The 17,102-nt window shown below is 66.8% G+C and carries 18 protein-coding genes; 10 read left to right on the top strand and 8 right to left on the bottom strand.

What is annotated here, in order from left to right; all coding sequences use genetic code 11:
* Positions 1-2: 2 nt before the first annotated feature.
* The 6 genes from trpC to rpe all read right to left on the bottom strand — a co-directional run bounded on the left by trpC (position 3) and on the right by rpe (position 5,708).
* Complete coding sequence (gene trpC, locus MHZ91_RS26315; protein WP_175123721.1) at positions 3-791, bottom strand: indole-3-glycerol phosphate synthase TrpC; 789 nt, start codon at positions 789-791, stop codon at positions 3-5.
* Complete coding sequence (trpD, locus tag MHZ91_RS26310) at positions 788-1,819, bottom strand: anthranilate phosphoribosyltransferase (RefSeq protein WP_056565041.1); 1,032 nt, start codon at positions 1,817-1,819, stop codon at positions 788-790. The genes trpC and trpD overlap by 4 nt, the downstream gene beginning before the upstream one ends.
* An 11-nt stretch (positions 1,820-1,830) precedes the next feature.
* A complete protein-coding gene (locus MHZ91_RS26305; RefSeq protein ID WP_239216384.1) occupies positions 1,831-2,397 on the bottom strand; it encodes an aminodeoxychorismate/anthranilate synthase component II in 567 nt (188 codons plus the stop codon).
* A 56-nt stretch (positions 2,398-2,453) separates the two neighbouring features.
* Positions 2,454-3,974, bottom strand: a complete 1,521-nt coding sequence (gene trpE / locus MHZ91_RS26300) for an anthranilate synthase component I (RefSeq protein WP_175123720.1) — start codon at positions 3,972-3,974, stop codon at positions 2,454-2,456.
* A gap of 287 nt (positions 3,975-4,261) precedes the next feature.
* The gene (locus tag MHZ91_RS26295) at positions 4,262-4,969 is read right to left on the bottom strand and encodes a phosphoglycolate phosphatase (protein ID WP_056319270.1); all 708 of its coding nucleotides are present in this window, start codon (positions 4,967-4,969) and stop codon (positions 4,262-4,264) included.
* A 10-nt stretch (positions 4,970-4,979) separates the two neighbouring features.
* Entirely contained in the window at positions 4,980-5,708 is a 729-nt protein-coding gene (rpe, locus tag MHZ91_RS26290; RefSeq protein ID WP_056565028.1) for a ribulose-phosphate 3-epimerase, read from the bottom strand.
* A gap of 126 nt (positions 5,709-5,834) precedes the next feature.
* Here rpe and apaG point away from each other — a divergent pair, with 126 nt between their 5' ends.
* The 5 genes from apaG (at position 5,835) to MHZ91_RS26265 (ending at position 10,655) form a co-directional block, all read left to right on the top strand.
* Positions 5,835-6,209, top strand: a complete 375-nt coding sequence (apaG, locus tag MHZ91_RS26285; protein ID WP_056319266.1) for a Co2+/Mg2+ efflux protein ApaG — start codon at positions 5,835-5,837, stop codon at positions 6,207-6,209.
* Positions 6,210-6,249: 40 nt separating this feature from the next.
* Complete coding sequence (locus MHZ91_RS26280) at positions 6,250-7,560, top strand: murein transglycosylase A (protein ID WP_175123719.1); 1,311 nt, start codon at positions 6,250-6,252, stop codon at positions 7,558-7,560.
* Positions 7,557-8,726 (top strand): UbiH/UbiF family hydroxylase, encoded by a 1,170-nt coding sequence (locus MHZ91_RS26275; RefSeq protein WP_175139586.1) that lies wholly within the window; start codon positions 7,557-7,559, stop codon positions 8,724-8,726. The genes MHZ91_RS26280 and MHZ91_RS26275 overlap by 4 nt, the downstream gene beginning before the upstream one ends.
* A 116-nt stretch (positions 8,727-8,842) precedes the next feature.
* A complete protein-coding gene (locus MHZ91_RS26270) occupies positions 8,843-9,631 on the top strand; it encodes a DsbC family protein (protein WP_175123717.1) in 789 nt (262 codons plus the stop codon).
* 67 nt (positions 9,632-9,698) lie between these two features.
* The gene (locus tag MHZ91_RS26265) at positions 9,699-10,655 is read left to right on the top strand and encodes a D-2-hydroxyacid dehydrogenase family protein (RefSeq protein ID WP_239216382.1); all 957 of its coding nucleotides are present in this window, start codon (positions 9,699-9,701) and stop codon (positions 10,653-10,655) included.
* A 78-nt stretch (positions 10,656-10,733) separates the two neighbouring features.
* Here the strand turns inward: MHZ91_RS26265 and ttcA are convergent, their stop codons facing one another.
* The gene (ttcA, locus tag MHZ91_RS26260) at positions 10,734-11,702 is read right to left on the bottom strand and encodes a tRNA 2-thiocytidine(32) synthetase TtcA (RefSeq protein WP_191576457.1); all 969 of its coding nucleotides are present in this window, start codon (positions 11,700-11,702) and stop codon (positions 10,734-10,736) included.
* Between the two features lies 1 nt (position 11,703).
* A complete protein-coding gene (gene folB / locus MHZ91_RS26255) occupies positions 11,704-12,063 on the bottom strand; it encodes a dihydroneopterin aldolase (protein WP_056565007.1) in 360 nt (119 codons plus the stop codon).
* A 120-nt stretch (positions 12,064-12,183) separates the two neighbouring features.
* Here folB and MHZ91_RS26250 point away from each other — a divergent pair, with 120 nt between their 5' ends.
* The 5 genes from MHZ91_RS26250 to MHZ91_RS26230 all read left to right on the top strand — a co-directional run bounded on the left by MHZ91_RS26250 (position 12,184) and on the right by MHZ91_RS26230 (position 16,804).
* The gene (locus MHZ91_RS26250) at positions 12,184-13,086 is read left to right on the top strand and encodes an NAD(P)/FAD-dependent oxidoreductase (protein WP_239216380.1); all 903 of its coding nucleotides are present in this window, start codon (positions 12,184-12,186) and stop codon (positions 13,084-13,086) included.
* A gap of 223 nt (positions 13,087-13,309) precedes the next feature.
* Positions 13,310-14,278 carry a tripartite tricarboxylate transporter substrate binding protein gene (locus MHZ91_RS26245; RefSeq protein ID WP_239216378.1) on the top strand — a complete coding sequence of 323 codons (969 nt, stop codon included), beginning with the start codon at positions 13,310-13,312 and terminating at the stop codon, positions 14,276-14,278.
* Complete coding sequence (locus MHZ91_RS26240; protein ID WP_175123712.1) at positions 14,279-14,944, top strand: 3-oxoacid CoA-transferase subunit A; 666 nt, start codon at positions 14,279-14,281, stop codon at positions 14,942-14,944.
* A gap of 1 nt (position 14,945) precedes the next feature.
* On the top strand, positions 14,946-15,656 hold the full coding sequence (locus MHZ91_RS26235; RefSeq protein ID WP_175186572.1) for a 3-oxoacid CoA-transferase subunit B: 711 nt from the start codon (positions 14,946-14,948) through the stop codon (positions 15,654-15,656).
* 176 nt (positions 15,657-15,832) lie between these two features.
* Positions 15,833-16,804 (top strand): tripartite tricarboxylate transporter substrate binding protein, encoded by a 972-nt coding sequence (locus MHZ91_RS26230; RefSeq protein ID WP_239216376.1) that lies wholly within the window; start codon positions 15,833-15,835, stop codon positions 16,802-16,804.
* The last annotated feature ends 298 nt before the right edge of the window (positions 16,805-17,102 follow it).

Here is a 17,102-nt window from a genome sequence, read left to right as displayed (position 1 = left end):
GTTCACCCGATCAGACGCGCCAGTTCCGCGCCAGGATCCTTCGCGCGCATGAAAGCTTCGCCCACCAGGAACGCGTCGACCTTGTGCTCGCGCATCAGCTTCACGTCTTCCGGCTTGAGGATGCCGCTTTCGGTCACGACGCGTTTGCCTGCGGGAATGCGCGGCAGCAGGTCCAGCGTGGTCTGCAAGCTGGTCTCGAACGTGCGCAGGTTGCGGTTGTTGATGCCCAGCAGCGGCGTCTTGAGCGTGAGCGCGACTTCCAGCTCCTTGGCGTCGTGCACTTCGACGAGCACGTCCATGCCCAGCTCGATCGCCAGCGTTTCGTAGTCGCGCAGTTGCGCGGGCGTAAGCGCGGCCACGATCAGCAGCACGCAGTCGGCGCCCATCGCGCGCGCGGCGACGATCTGGTAAGGATCGATCACGAAGTCCTTGCGCAGCACCGGCAGCGCGCACGCGGCCCGCGCCTGGCGCAGGTGGTCGTGCGAACCCTGGAAGAACTGCACGTCGGTCAGCACGGACAGGCAGGCCGCGCCGTGCACGGCGTAGGTGGCCGCGATTTCGGCGGGCGCAAAGCCCTCGCGGATGACGCCCTTGGAGGGCGAGGCTTTCTTGATTTCAGCGATGACGCCGGCCTTGCCTTGCGAGATCTTGTCTTCGATGGCTTGAGCGAAGCCGCGCACGTCCTGGCGCGCCTGCGCTTCGCGCAGGACTTCGGCTTCGCTGCGCATCTGGCGGGCGGCGGCGACTTCCTCGGCCTTGACGGCGAGGATCTTCGCGAGAATATCGTTCATTTCTGGAATGTCCGGGTGTATGCGCAGAATTCTTCCAGCTTGGCTCGCGCCGCGCCGGTGGAAATTAGTTCAAATGCTAGCGCTAAGGCTTCGGGAATGGAATCGGCTTTGTTGCCGGCATAGATGGCGAGCCCGGCGTTCAGGGCGACGATGTCTCTGGCCGCGCCTTCGACATTCTCCAGCGCCTCTATGACAAGCTCGCGCGACTGCTCGCGATTGGACACCTTGATGCTCCGGTTGGACATCATGGATAGCCCGTAGTCCTCGGGATGAATCTCGTACTCGCGGACCACGCCGTCCTTCAGTTCGCCGACCATCGTGGCCCCGCCCAGCGAAGCCTCATCCATGCCGTCCTTGCCGTGCACGACCAGCACGTGGCGCGAACCCAGGCGTTCCAGCACGCGCACCTGGATGCCGACGAGGTCGGGGTGGAAGACGCCCATCAACTGGTTGGCGGCGCCGGCCGGGTTGGTCAGGGGACCCAGGATGTTGAAGATCGTGCGCACGGCCAGTTCCTTGCGGACGGCGGCCACGTTCTTCATCGCGCCGTGGTGGGCGGGCGCAAACATGAAACCGATGCCGGTCTCCTGGATGCATTCGGCCACCTGCTCGGGCGTCAGCACCAGGTTGGCGCCCAGCGCCTCCAGCACGTCGGCGCTGCCGCTGGACGACGAGGCGCTGCGGTTGCCGTGCTTGGCGATCGGCACGCCGGCCGCGGCTGCGACGAACATCGCAGTTGTGGAAATGTTGAACGTGTGGCTGCCGTCGCCGCCCGTGCCGCACATGTCCAGCAGGTCGTTCGGATTGGGCGTGACCACGGGCGTGGCGAACTCGCGCATGACCTGCGCCGCGGCGGTGATCTCGCCCACGGTTTCCTTTTTGACGCGCAGGCCCATCAACAGCGCGCTGGCGATCTGCGGCGACATCTCGCCGCGCATCAGCATGCGCATCAGGTGCAGCATTTCGTCGTGGAAAATTTCGCGGTGTTCGATGCAGCGCGTCAGCGCTTCGGAGGGGGAAATCGTCACGGTGCGTCCTTTCAGGCGAGGTTCAGGAAATTGCGCAGCAGGGCGTGGCCGTGCTCACTCAGTACGGATTCGGGGTGGAACTGTACCCCGTATAGCGGCAGGGTCTTGTGCCGCACACCCATGATGTCGCCATCCGGCGCCGTCGCGGTGGCCGCCAGGCAGTCCGGCAGGGTGGCCGGATCGATGGTCAGCGAGTTGTAGCGGATGACAGTGTACGGCGTCGGCAGGCCTTCAAAGATGTCAGTGCCCGTGTGCGACAGCTGGATCGTCTTGCCGTGCATGATCTGCTGCGCGCGCACGATGTCGCCGCCGAAGGCCGCGCCGATGGCCTGGTGGCCCAGGCACACGCCCAGGATGGGCTTCTTGCCGGCGTACGCCTGGATCAGCGGCACCGAGATGCCGGCCTCGGCCGGCGAGCACGGGCCGGGCGACACGCAGATCTGGTCGGGATTGAGCGCAGCCACTTCTTCAAGCGTGATCTGGTCGTTGCGCGCCACGCGCACGTCCACGCCCAGCTCGCCAAAGTACTGCACCAGGTTGTAGGTAAAGGAATCGTAGTTGTCGATCATCAACAGCATTTTTTTCTCCTCGGGGCCGTTCTGCGGCCCGGGCGGTGTCGTTTTGGCCGCGAGGCTCAGATGGGTTCGTCCAGGCCGTGCTGCACCTGCTCGGCCGCGCGCAGCACGGCGCGCGCCTTGGCTTCGGTCTCGGCCCATTCGGCTTCGGGGTTCGAATCGGCCACGATGCCCGCAGCCGCCTGCACGTACAGCGTGCCGTCCTTGATGACGCCAGTGCGGATGGCAATGGCCACGTCCATCTCGCCGCCGTAGCTCAGGTAGCCGGCCGCACCGCCGTAGATGCCGCGGCGCACGGGTTCCAGTTCGTCGATGATCTTCATGGCCTCGACCTTGGGGGCGCCGGTCAGAGTGCCCGCCGGGAACGAGGCGCGCAGCACGTCCATGCTGCTCATGCCGGGGTTCAGGGTGCCGGTCACATTCGACACCAGATGCATCACATGCGAGTAGCGCTCGATCACCATGGTGTCGCTCACCTTCACCGAGCCCACCTGCGCGACGCGGCCCACGTCGTTGCGCGCCAGGTCGATCAGCATGACGTGTTCGGCGATCTCCTTGGGATCGGCCTTCAGTTCGGCCGCCAGCGCCGCGTCTTCCTCGGGCGTGCCGCCACGCTTGCGGGTGCCGGCCAGCGGACGGATCGTGATCTGCGACTTCGGCTCGCCGTTTTCCACGGTGCGTTCCTGGCGCACCAGGATCTCGGGCGATGCGCCCACCACCTGGAAATCACCGAAGTTCCAGAAGTACATGTAGGGGGAGGGATTGAGCGACCGCAGGGCGCGGTAAAGGGAGAGGGGCGAATCGCGGAAGGGCTTGGCGATGACCTGGCCGATCTGCACCTGCATCAGGTCGCCGGCGGCGATATGTTCCTTGGCGCGCAGCACGGCCGCCAGGTAGTCCTCTTTCTTGAAATCGCGCCGTTCCTCGGTTTGCATGCTGGCGTGGCTGTACGGAATTTCCACGGGGCGGCGCAGGCGGGCGCGCAGGTCGGTCAGGCGCTGCTGTGCGCGGCTGTAGGCCTCGGGCTGGCTGGGGTCGGCATAGACCATCAGGTAGATACGGCCGGCCAGGTTGTCGACGATGACCAGTTCGTCCACGTGCATCAGCATCAGGTCGGGCGTGCCGCCTTCCATGCCGGCCGGGAACGGCTTGACCGCGGGGCCCAGGCACGGCTCGATGTGGCGCACGGTGTCGTAGCCGAAGTAACCGGCCAGGCCGCCGCAGAAGCGCGGCATGCCCGGACGCAGCGCGACCTTGAAGCGGCTCTGGTATTGCTCGATGAAGGTCAGCGGATCGCCGTCGTGCGTCTCGGCGACCTTGCCGTCGTGCAGCACTTCGGTGCGCGTGCCGCTGGCGCGGATCACGGTGCGCGCCGGCAGGCCGATGAACGAGTAGCGGCCGAAGCGCTCGCCGCCCACCACGGATTCCATCAGGCAGGTCATGCGGCCGGCCAGGGGACCGGAGTGCGCCAGTTTCAGGTAGATGCCAAGCGGGGTGTCCAGGTCGGCGTAGGTCTCGGCCACCAGCGGAATGCGGTTGTAGCCTTGTGCCGCAAGGGCCTTGAATTCGATTTCGGTCATGTCGGGTCTCGTAAGCGGTGTCTGCTTTCGGACCGGGCACGCAACAAAAAACCCGGTCCAGTTGACTGGTTCCGGGTTGGGCGCTGTTTACACAGTGTCGGCGCTAGGCGGCAAGGTCGCGTCTAGGGCCGGGAAGGGGAATCATCGCCACCCGGAAGACAAACGCCACCAACGCCACGAGGCGCCGAGCATTTGGTTCTGGATGGAAACGTTCATTTAGCGGTTCGGTAATGAAGTACGCGGAAGTGATGCGCGGTAGTGAATTCTTGCTTGGGTTGCGACGTGCTTCAAGCGGGGACTTTTGCTGCGTTCTGGTTTTGATTCCAGAGCGCGACCCACTGGGCGGCGTCAACAAGCGTGTCAACTATACCATCGACATCCAGCTCGCGCACGTCACGTCCTTCGTTGTAGCCATATGGCACCACCAGGACCTGCGTGCCGGCGCTGCGGCCCGCCTGCGCGTCATTGATCGAATCGCCGATCGTCACGGCCTCGTTCACGCCCACGCCCATCAGGTCGCACGCATGGTGGATCTGGTCGGGATCGGGCTTGCGGCGCTCGCAGGTGTCGCCGCACACCACGGCCTCGAAAAAGCCCGCCAGCCCCGTGCGCTGCAAGAGCGGCAAGGTGAATTCCGTGGGCTTGTTGGTGACCACGGCCAGCTTCAGGCCCTGGTCGCGCATGAGTTTCAGGCCTTCGATCACGCCCGGGTAGACCTGCGCGCGCTCGCCGTTGACCAGGTGGTAGTGGCGGTAGAAAGCCTCGCGGGCGCGCTGGAATTCGTCGGGCGCCGGGTCGGCGGCATCGAGCGAACCGGCCAGGCTGCGCCGCACCAGGTTGTCCACGCCCTTGCCGACGAACGTGGCGACCACGTCCTCGCGCAGCGCGATCATGCCAAGTTCAACACGCATGGCGTTGGCGGCAAAGGCCAGATCGGGAATGGAGTCGAGCAGGGTACCGTCCAGGTCCAGCAGCGCGGCGCGAAAAGCGGTCATGTCGGGTTCCTTAGACAGCGGTGGTTTCGCCGATGGCGATCTGGTCGCGCATGGCCTTGATGATGCCGGCGTAATCCGGCTTGCCGAAGATGGCCGAGCCGGCCACGAACGTGTCCGCGCCCGCGGCGCGGATCTCGGCGATGTTGTCGATCTTGACGCCGCCGTCCACCTGCAGAACGATCTCCTGGCCGCCGGCCTGCATCCACGCATCGATGCGGGCGCGGGCCTCGCGCAGCTTGGTCAGCGCCGCCGGAATGAAGCTCTGGCCGCCAAAGCCCGGGTTCACCGACATGATGAGCACCAGGTCGATCTTGTCCATGACGTAGTCCATGTAGGACAGCGGCGTGGCGGGATTGAAGACCAGACCGGCCTTGCAGCCGCTTTCGCGGATCAGGGACAGCGTGCGGTCCACGTGGGCGCTGGCGTCGGGGTGGAAGCTGATGTAGTCGGCGCCGGCCTTGGCGAACTGCGGCACCAGCGCGTCCACGGGCTCGACCATCAGGTGCACGTCGATCGGCACCTCGACGTGGGGGCGGATCGCGGCACAGACCATCGGGCCGATCGTCAGGTTGGGGACATAGTGGTTGTCCATCACGTCCACGTGGATCCAGTCGGCGCCCGCGGCGACGACGTTGCGGACTTCCTCGCCCAGCCGGGCGAAGTCAGCCGACAGGATGCTGGGAGTAATGCGGGTGGAGGCCGTTTGCTTGGACATGATGTTCGGGGTCGGGGAGGGCATAATGTGCCATTATTGCAGTTTGAGGCGCCGCAGCGGGTATGCCCCGGCTGGCGCGCCTGAAATTCCGTCTTTCAAGCGTGGGCGCCCATGTTCCGCCGCCCGCGTGCAGCCACACAGGGAAGGACTGTGAAACCTTACGACCTGAGCGTCTCTGTCTCTCCGCGCTTCGTGCCCGAACAGTCCGACCCCGGCGAACAGCAATTCGTGTTCGCCTACACCGTCCGCATCACCAATACCGGCGAACATCCCGCGCAGGTGATCAGCCGCCACTGGATCATCACCGACGGCAACCAGCGCGTGCAGGAAGTGCGCGGCCTGGGCATCGTGGGGCAGCAGCCCCTCCTGGCCCCGGGCGAGACCTTCGAATACACCAGCGGCTGTCCCCTGCCCACGCCGGTGGGCACGATGCGCGGCATCTATCACTGCGTCGGCGAGAACGGCATTCCGTTCGAGGTGCCGATCTCCGAATTCGTCCTGGCCATGCCGCGCACCTTGCACTGAGTATGGTCCGGCCTTCCGTTGCACGTTTTTCCCTCTGCACATGAAGCGCATTCTTAGCCTGTCCGTGCTGTCGATCCTGCTGGCGGCATGTTCCACCCCCTCCGATATTCCCCCTGATTCCGGATCCGGCCTGCCGGCTACGCCCGGTGCTCGCACGCCCGCGGCCGACGGCCCGCTCGTCGTGCCGCCGCTGGGCTCGTTGCCCGACACCCCGCCGCGCGCGCTGGCCGGCAAGTTGAAGCCGGCCAATTGGTCCGAGCTGCCCGGATGGAGCGCCGACGACCTGTCGCAGTTCTGGCCCCTTTTCCTGCGCAACTGCAAGGGTCTGATGCGGCCCACCAGCGGAAACCTGGCCGCGCCCGCGCGTGCCACGCCGCGCGCCTGGCAGCCGGTCTGCGCCGCGGCCATCGACCCGGCCCGCGCGCCCGCCGCCGGCGACGCCGAAGGCGTGCGCCGCTTCCTGCAGACCTACCTGCAACCGTGGCGCCTGAATGCGGCCGACGGCAAGCCGGCCACCAATACGGTGACGGGCTACTACGAACCCCTGGTGCGCGGCTCGCGCCGCCAGGGCGGTGTCTACCAATGGCCGCTGTACGCGGTGCCCGCCGACCTGCTGACGATCGACCTGGGTTCCATCTACCCCGACCTGGCCGGCAAGCGTGTGCGCGGCAAGCTCGACGGCAAGCGCGTCGTGCCGTACGACACGCGCGCCGCCATCGAATCGTCGTCCGGCCGCCGCCCGCCCGTGGTGGTCTGGGTGGACGACCCCGTGGACAACTTCTTCCTGCAGGTCCAGGGCTCCGGGCGCGTGCAGCTGACCGACGGTCCCGACGCCGGCAAGACCATCCGCGTCGCCTACGCCGACCACAACGGCCAGCCCTATGTGTCCATCGGCCGCTGGCTGATCGACCGCGGCGAACTCACCGCCGACCAGGCGTCCATGCAGAACATCCGGGCCTGGGCGCAGCGCAATCCCAAGCGTGTCCAGGAAATGCTCAACGCCAATCCGGCCGTGGTGTTCTTCCGCGAAGAGGCGGTCGTGGATCCTGAACAAGGCCCCAAGGGCGCTTATGCCATCCCGCTGGCGCCGCGGCGCTCGGTGGCGGTGGACGCGACCTTCGTGCCGCTCGGCACGCCGCTGTTCCTGTCCACCACCTATCCCGCGTCGGACCGGCCCTTGCAGCGCCTGGTGTTCGCCCAGGACACCGGCACCGCCATCCGGGGCGCGGCCCGCGCCGACTTCTACTGGGGTTACGGCGAAGAAGCCGGCCAGCAGGCCGGCCGCATGAAGCAACGCGGCCAGATGTGGCTGCTGTGGCCCAAACAGGCCGGGGAGCCTTCCGCACGATGAGCCATCAGATCGTAGTCTGCGGGGCCGGCATCGTCGGCCTGTCCACCGCCCTGGCGCTGGCCCGTCGCGGCCAGCGCGTGGCCGTCCTGGCGCCGCGAGCCGCCGTGCCGCCCGCCGATCCCAACCGCTATCACCCCCGCGTCTACGCCATTTCGCCGGCCAGCCAGCGCTTCCTGGCCGACATCGGCGTGTGGGACGCCATGCCCGCGTCCCGGCTGATGCCGGTGCAGGCCATGGAAATCCACGGCGACGCGGACGGCCAGGTCAACCTCAATGCCTGGCAGGCCGCGCTGCCGCAACTGGCCTGGATCGTCGAATCCGGCGAGATCGAGCGCGTCCTGATCCAGGCCGTGCGCATGTTCGGCATCGCGTGGCTGGAAGACCGCTGCACCGGCTACCAGAACGGCGCGATCGACACCGAGAGCGGCGCCCGCATCCAGGCCGAACTCTTCGTCGGCGCCGATGGCGCGGCCTCGCCGCTGCGCGAGGCGGCCGGGCTGAAGCACGAAGCCCAGTCCTACAACGACACCGGACTCGTCGTGCATCTGGACGCGGAATTGCCGCACCAGGGCACCGCGATCCAATGGTTTCGCGACGACGGCGTGCTGGCGCTGCTGCCGCTGCCCGATACCGCGGACGGCCCCCAGGTTTCGATGGTGTGGTCCATGCGCAGCGAGCTGGCCCAGCAACTGCTGGACCTGCCGCAGGAAGCGCAAACCGCCCGCCTGGAGGCGCTGCTGGCCGAGGCTGCCGAAGGGCGGCTGGGCCGCCTGAAGGTCCGCAGCAAGCTGCACGGTTTTCCGCTGACGCTGGAGCGCGCCCAGATGGTGGCGCCCGGCATCGCGCTGGCCGGAGACGCCGCGCACCGCCTGCACCCGCTGGCGGGACAGGGCCTGAACCTGGGGCTGGGCGACGTCGAGGCGCTGGCCCGCATCGTCGCCGAGCGCGAACCCTACCGGCAGGCCGGCGACCTGCGCGTGCTGCACCGCTACCAGCGGGCGCGCGCCGAACCGGTCCTGGCCATGCGGCTGGCGACCGACGGGCTGCACAAGCTGTTCGGATCGAAGGCGACGCCGCTCGTCTGGCTGCGCAACGCCGGCATGCACTGGGTCGAGGGCGCGCCGCTGATCAAGCGCCGGCTGATCGCGGGGGCGTCGGCCAATTAGGACTGACCCGGCCCCGTCTGATACGGATCCGCCCACCCGCCGCCTGCCGCGGCCGCCCGACCCGGATCGGTTACGCTTTCCGGCTGAGCACACGACTGACAAGACCAGGAGTACCGATGAAATTCCGCATTCCCGCCACGCTGGCGGCCTGTTTCCTCGCCGCGGGTATCGGCTTGTCCGCCACGGCACATGCGCAGGGCGCAAAATCCGTCTCCACACAGTCCGTGGGGCAGGCGGCCAAGGGCGAAAAAAGCGTCTCCACCACCGAACTCGATCCGCAGTCGGCCGCCGTCAAGGAACGCTTTCAGCAACGCTTCTCCGGCATGAACGTCACGACCGTGCGCCGCACGCCTTATGGCCTGTTTGAAGTGCAGCTCGGCATGGACCTGATCTACACCGACGAAGGCGTGACGTGGGTCATGGAAGGACCGCTGATCGACGCCGCCACGCGCCGCGACGTCACCCGCGAATCCCAGGAAAAGCTCAGCGCCGTCACGTTCGACCAGCTGCCGCTGGACCTGGCGATCAAGCAGGTCAAGGGCGACGGCTCACGCAAGGTCGCGATCTTCGAAGATCCCAACTGCGGCTATTGCAAGCAGTTGCGCAAGACGCTCGAAGATGTGGACAACCTGACCGTCTACACCTTCCTCTACCCCATCCTGTCGCCGGATTCCAAGGTCAAGGTGCGCAATGTCTGGTGCGCCAAAGACCAGGGCAAGACCTGGGACGACTGGATGCTGCGCGGCAAGACGCCGCCCAACGCCAATTGCGACGTGCCCGAAGACAAGCTTTTGGAGCTTGGCCAGCAGCTGATGGTGCGCGGCACGCCGACGCTGTTCTTTGCCGACGGCTCGCGCATCAGCGGCGCGCTGCCGCTGGACCAGCTCAAGGCCCGTTTGAACTGACCGGCGCGCGTCGCGCCGGCCCGGGAAAGGGGGGCGCGGCAAGCGCCATCCCTCCCGGAGACAAGACTTGAAAATCGCAATACTCGACGATTACCACGACGTAGCCCGGCGCTATGCGGACTGGACCTCGCTGGGCGGCGACGCCGAGGTGCAAATCTTCAACAACTTCATTCCCGACGACCAGGTCGAGGCCTCGCTCGAGCCCTTCGACGTGATCGTCGCCATGCGCGAGCGCACGCCATTTCCCGCCGAGCGCATCCGCGCCCTGCCCAAGCTGCGCCTCCTGGTCACCACCGGCATGCGCAACAACGCCATCGACATGCAGGCCTGCGCTGAGCAGGGCATCGTCGTGTCCGGCGCGCCCGGCAGTGCCGACGCCAACACCGCCACGGCGGAACTGGCCTGGGCGCACATCCTGGGTCTCTTCAAGCATCTGCCCGCCGAAGACGCCGCCATGCGCCGCGGCATGTGGCAGACGGCCATGCCCGAGCCGCTGGCCGGCAAGCGCCTGGGCGTGGTGGGCCTGGGCAAGCTGGGCGCCGCGGTGGCCAAGGTGGGTCTGGCCTTCGGCATGGACGTGGTGGCCTGGAGCCCCAACCTGACCGACGAGCGCGCCGAGGCCGCCGGCGTCACGCGCGTGGACAAGCACGAACTCTTTTCCACGTCCGACGTGGTGAGCCTGCACCTGATCCTGTCCGAGCGCAGCCGCCACGTGGTCGACGCCACCGCGCTGGCTGCGATGAAGCCGACCGCTTATCTGGTCAATACCTCACGCGCCGGTCTTGTGGATCAGGAAGCGCTGATGGACGCGCTGGTGAAGTTCCGCATCGCCGGGGCGGGGCTGGATGTGTATCCCGAAGAGCCGCTGTCGCCCACCGACAGCGTGCGCGACCTGGACAACGTGATCCTCACCCCGCACCTGGGTTACGTCAGCCGCGAAAACTTCGAGGCCTTCTATCAGAACTGCCTGGAAGCCGTGAAGGCCTGGGCAGCGGGCTCGCCGATCCGGGTGTTGAACGCCTGATTGCGCCCGAGCAAAAAAAATGGGGCTGCCTATCGCAGCCCCATTTTCATTTGGGATGGTCGCTTTGCACGCGGCGCATCACCCGCGCGAGAACACCACCTTCTTCTCGATGATCGCGCCCGGCTCCAACGCCGGCGGCGTATCGCCGCACGCATCGTCCGACTCGTCCGTGGGGTCGACCGTATCAAACGCCGTGTCGCCGTTGGCATCCGGCACGCCCGTGGGTTTGAGCCCCACGAAGTCGAACAGGTCGCGGTCCATCAGATGCGAAGGCACCACGCGCGACAGCGCATTGAACACGTTCCACGACCGGCCCGGGTGCTGCTTGTCCCACTCCTTGATCATGCGGCCCACTTCCTTGCGCTTCAGGTTCTCTTGCGAGCCGCAGAGATTGCACGGAATGATCGGGAACTGCTTGAGCTCGGCGTAGGCGATCAGGTCGGACTCGACCACGTACGCGAGCGGGCGGATCACCGTGTGGCGGCCGTCGTCGGACACCAGCTTGGGCGGCATGCCCTTGGCCTTGCCGCCATAGAACAGGTTCAGGAAGAACGTGGCCAGGATGTCGTCGCGATGATGGCCCAGCGCGATTTTCGTGGCGCCCAGTTCCGATGCGACGCGGTACAGAATGCCGCGACGCAGCCGCGAACAGAGCGAGCACATCGTCTTGCCCTCTTCCAGCACGCGCGTCACGATCGAATACGTGTCCTGCGTCTCGATGTGGAAGGGAACGCCCAGTTCCTTCAGGTACTGCGGCAGGATGTGGTCAGGAAAGCCCGGCTGCTTCTGGTCCAGGTTCACCGCGATCAGTTCAAACTTGAACGGCGCGCGCTTCTGGAGCTGCAGCAGGATGTCCAGCATGGCATAGGAATCCTTGCCGCCGGACAGGCAGACCATCACGCGGTCGCCTTCCTCGATCATGTTGTAGTCGGACAAGGCGCGCGTGGTCTCGCGCGCCAGCCGCTTGGTCAGCTTGTTGCCTTCGTGGCGTGCCTTTTCGTCGGCAGGCGTGCGAAATTGCACGCCGGGGGGAGCGATATCGTTCATGTCAGCGATTGATCTGGATTTCCACGCCCACCGCCGCACAGTCGGAGAAGGCCATGGGCTTGCTGATGCGCAAGCGCAGCGCGCGGATTTCCTGGAAGTCCGCCAAGAGGCGCGCCGCCACTTGTTCGGACAGGGTTTCGATCAGGTTCACGTGGGCCTGCGTGCATTCCTCGACGATGGCCTCGCGCAGCCGGCGGTAGTCCAGCACGCTGTGGATATCGTGGTCGTCCACCGAACGCTGGATGTCGACGTCGAATTCGGCATCAACGTGCAGGGGCTGGGTGGCGCGGCGCTCGTGCTCGAGGATGCCGATGCGGGCGTCGAGCGCAAGGCCGGAAAGAATGATGCGGCGAGTGGGCATGATGAAAACCTGGGTGGAATAGCCCGAATTGTAAGGCGGCGGCGGATGGGGGACGCGCTGGCTACAATTCGGCCATGTCCGGGCGCCCGCGAGGCGCCGGCGCAGTCAATAAGGGGTGAAATGCAACAGATGCACGATTCGGTCATTGTAGGCGGCGGCCCGGCCGGCGCCTCCTGCGCCCTCTGGCTGGCCCGCCTGGGCCTGTCGCCATTGCTGGTCGAGGCCAGCGCCCGTCTGGGCGGGCTGGGCAATGACAACCCGTTCGCCGACGACTGGATCGCCGTGTTGCCCGGCGTGACCGGCCAGCAGGTGGCCGCCAACATCGACACGAGCGTGCGCGCCGCCGATGTGCCGGTACGGCTGGAAACCCGCGTCACCGGCGTGCGGCCCTGCAAGGGCGGCATCGAGGCCACGCTCGCCGGTCCGGACGGCCAGGAAACCCTGGCCCGCGCCCGCACTCTGGTCATTGCCTCCGGCGTTCGCGCCAAGGGGCTGCCCGACCACCCGCCGGGCGCGTCCTGGCCGGGCGTGCTGATCGGCCCCGGCTCGCCCATCGTGGCGCAGGATTATTCCGGCCTGTCGGTCGCGGTGCTGGGCGGGGGCGACAACGCCTTCGAAAACTACGTCTACGTGCGCAACCGCGGCGCGCGCAATGTCCATCTCTACGCCCGCAGTGTGCGCGCCCAACAGCAATGGGTGACGCGCGCCGGTACCGAAGGCGTGCACATCGGACCCTACAAGGTCGACCCGGCCACCCGCAGCGTGGACGGCCGGCAGTACGACCTGGTCCTCGTCTTCTACGGCTGGGAACCACAGGCCGCGTTTGCCGACGACCTGAGGCTCGCGCGCGACGAGCGCGGCTACATCCGCACCGACTTCGCCACCGCCGAGACCAGCGTGCCCGACATCTACGCCATCGGCGAGGTCGCGCACCGCATGCATCCGTGCGTGGTGACGTCGATGGCGGACGGCGTGGTCGCGGCCAAGGCCATCCAGCGGCGCTGGGAGCGCGCGGGGGCGTAATACCCGACGCCCGGCGGCCGCCACTGAACACGCCGGTCGGCCGCCGCAGCGTTGGCCGGCAAGGCCATCGTGGCGCCCGCGGCAGTTAAACCGCGTCGGCCAGAATGCGTACTTCAGCCCAGGCGAACCCACACCTCCGGATTCCGGAATAGGCAATTGCCACCCCCGCGCCCACACTCGTGCTCACGAGTTGACCAATCAATGGTCACGCAGGGAGACAAGCATGATGTGTGCGCATCGCTGGCTGGCAGCCGGCGCGATGGCCATCGCCATCGCGAACCCGGCGCAGGCGGCCTGGCCTGAACGGCCCATCACCCTCATCATCCCGGCCGCGCCGGGCGGCACCACCGACATCTCGGCACGCCTCATCGCCGACAAGCTGTCCGCCAAGCTCGGCCAGCAGGTCATCGTGGAAAACCGCGCCGGCGCCGCCGGCATCATCGGCGCGCAGGCGCTGGCGCGCGCCAAGCCCGACGGCTACACGCTGCTGATGGGCAACATCGGCCCCAACGCCATCAACTACGCGCTCTACAAGACGCTGCCCTACAAGCCCGCCGACTTCGCGCCGGTGACGCTCGTGATCTCGGTGCCCAACGTCCTCGTCGTCAACGAAGCCTCGCCCGCCCGCAGCGTGGCCGATCTGCTGGCGCAGGTCAGGCAGGACCCCAACAAGGTCTCCTTCGGCAGCTCCGGCGCGGGCCAGTCGCCGCACCTGTCCGCCGAAATGTTCAAGCAGCGCGCCGGCATCCCCGGCACGCACGTCGCCTACAAGGGCGCCGGCCCCGCCGTGGCCGCGCTGCTCGGCCAGCAGTTCACCTTCATGATCGACAACCTGCCCAGCTCCATGCCGTACATCCAGGCCGGCAAGCTGCGCGCGCTGGCCGTCACCAGCGACAAGCGCCTGGACGAACTGCCCAACGTGCCGACCATGGCCGAGGCCGGCGTGAAGGACATGGTCGTCACCGCGTGGTTTGGCCTCGTCGCGCCCGCGGGCACGCCGCAGGACGCCATCGACAAGCTCTACGCCGCCACGCGCGACGTGGTGCGCAGCCCCGAGATCAGCGAGCGCTTCAAGGCCATGGGCGGCCAGGCCGGCGGCAACACGCCCGCAGACTTCGCGGCTTTCATCGACCAGGAACGCGCCCGCTGGAACAGCATCGTGGACGCCGCGGGTCTCGTGCAGGAGCAATAAGTGATCGACAAGATTCAGGAATCCATGGCGCAGGCCGTGGCCGTCATTCCCGATGGCGCCTCCGTGCTGGTGGGCGGCTTCGGCGAAGCCGGCGTGCCCTACGAACTGCTGCACTGCCTGGCGGAACTTGACCGGCGCAACCTCACCATCATCTCCAACAACGCCGGCACCTTCGAACGCGGCATCGCCGCGCTGCTGGTGCGCAAGCAGGTCCGCAAGATCATCTGTTCGCACCCGCGCCCACCCAACTCCGAGGCTTTCGCGCGCGCCTACCGCGCAGGCGAGGTCGAACTGGAATGCGTGCCCCAAGGCACCCTGGCAGAACGGCTGCGCGCCGCCGGCGCTGGACTCGGTCCGTTCTACACGCCCACCGGCTACGGCACCGAACTGGCAGAAGGCCGGCGCCAGGAAGTCATCGACGGCATCGGCTACGTGCTCGAGCAGCCCCTGCGCGCCGACTACGCCCTCATCCGCGCGCACCTGGGCGACCGCTGGGGCAACCTCATGTACCGCCACGCCGCGCGCAACTTCAATCCCGTCATGTGCATGGCAGCCGGACACGCCATCGCGCAGGTCGACGAGATCGTGCCGCTGGGCGCGCTGGTGCCCGAACAGATCATGACGCAGGGCATCTTCGTGAAATCCGTCGTGCGCGTGGAGGCCTGACATGCAAGACATCATCGGCCTGACCCGCCAGCAGATCGCCCAGCTTCTGGCCAGCGACATTCCCGACGGCGCCATCGTCAACCTCGGGATCGGCATGCCAACCCTCGTCGGTGACTACCTGCCCAGTGGCCGCGAAATCTTGCTGCACAGCGAAAACGGCATCCTCGGCATGGGCCCTGCCGCCACCGGCAACGACATCGACCCCGACCTCATCAACGCCAGCCGCCAGCCCATCACCTTGCTGCAAGGCGCGTCCATCACCGAACACACGATCTCTTTCGCCATGATGCGCGGCGGCCACCTCGACTACGCGGTCCTGGGCGCCTTCCAGGTGTCCGAACGCGGCGACCTCGCCAACTGGAAAACCGACGCCACGAACGCCATCCCCGCCGTCGGCGGCGCCATGGACCTGGCCGTTGGCGCCAAGCAGGTCCTGGTCACCATGGAACACCGCGGCCGCGACGGCACGCCCAAGATCCTGCGGCAATGCACCTATCCGCTCACCGGCAAAGGCGTGGTGTCGCGCATCTATACGGACCTTGCCGTCATCGACGTCATGCCCGTGGGTTTGGAGGTGCACGCGATGAAGGCGGGCGTGACCGAAGACTTCCTGCGGTCGGTCACCGACGCGCCGTTGCACTTTCCACAATCGCCGCGAACGATCGTCGTGGATGGCACGGGCGTGCCGCGATACGCGCAATCGACCCGCTGACGCAGCCGCGCCGCGACACACGTAAGCGGGATTCTGCGCGGGGCGCGTCGCGATGTGCGTAAGCGACCGGCTTGCGCAGCCACGCCGAGATGTGCGCAAACGACTGGCAGGCGCAGCCGTTCCTGCCGCCCTGATGATGACCCACGTCCGCCCCGCGCTGGGCAAAGGAGCTACCGATGATCCGTTCAATCCTGGCAGCCGCGTCGGCAAGCGTGCTGTGTCTAGGCGCCAGCGCCGTCGCGCACGCCGCGCCAACCTATCCGGACAAGCCCATCACCTTGCTGATCCCGTACCCGCCGGGCGGCAGCGCAGACATGCTCGCGCGCCCGCTGGGCGCAGAACTCCAGAAGAAGTGGGGCCAACCGGTCGTCCTCGAATACAAACCGGGCGCAGGCGGCGCCATCGCCTCCGCCCAACTCGCCCGCGCCAAGCCCGACGGCTACACGCTCCTGATGGTGCTGGCCGCCCACACCATCAACCCCAGTCTCTATCCCTCGCTGCCCTACGACACCCGCAAGGACTTCGCGCCAGTCTCCCTCGTCGCCACACTGCCCATGCTCGTCGCCGCCCCGCTCGCCACGCCCGCCAACACCGTCAGCGAACTGATCGCCTACGGCAAGGCCAACCCCGGCAAGCTGAGCTTCGCGTCCGCCGGCAACGGCAACACCAGCCACCTGGCCGCCGAGATGTTCAAGAACCAGACGGGCGCCGACATGATGCACGTACCGTACAAAGGCAGCGGTCCTGCGGTCGTTGCACTGCTCGGCGGCGAAGTGTCCTTGATGTTCGACAGCATCTCGACCTCGCTGCCGCAAGTGCAGGCCGGCAAATTGAAAGCAATCGCCGTCACCGGCGAACACCGCTCTCCGCTTCTGCCCGACGTCCCCACCGTCGCAGAAACCGTTCCCAACTTCGTCGTCAACGGCTGGTACGGGATATTGGCGCCGGCGGGCACGCCGGGGGCGGTGGTTGATGCAGTCAGCAAGGGAATTGCGGAGGCGGTGGCGGTGCCTGCGTTGAAGGGGCAGTTGGCGGGATATAGATATGAGGTGGTGGGGTCTACGCCTGGGGAGTTTGGGGCGCATATCGAGCGGGAGTTGGGGACTTGGAAGAGGGCGGTTGAGGTGTCTGGGGCTAAGGTGAATTGAAGGGTTGTCTCGGCTTGGGAAGGCTGAGTTAGGTGTCTGATAGCGGCCTTCGTGGCGATAGTCTTCGTAGGTCGCCCGACGCCGTGGTCTCCGGGGAGGCGATCGCCCACGATTGCGGTCCGGAGCCTTCGCTCCGGACGTCCCCGTCGTCATCTTCGTTGTCGCCTTCGGCGACTGCCTCTCAAGAAACTCCTCCTAAGCTGTTGATATTTCATTGGCTTTTTCTGGGGTGGCCAACGGTACCAAGCTGTAGCCCATGGTCTCTGCGCGCTTTGTCAGGTGGTGCAGGACGCGTTGG

The sequence above is a fragment of the Achromobacter sp. ACRQX genome, assembly GCF_022346505.1.
Classification (GTDB): Bacteria; Pseudomonadota; Gammaproteobacteria; order Burkholderiales; family Burkholderiaceae_B; genus Achromobacter; species Achromobacter animicus.
Note: the sequence above shows the minus strand (reverse complement) of the source record. Positions and strands in the feature narration are given on the sequence as shown.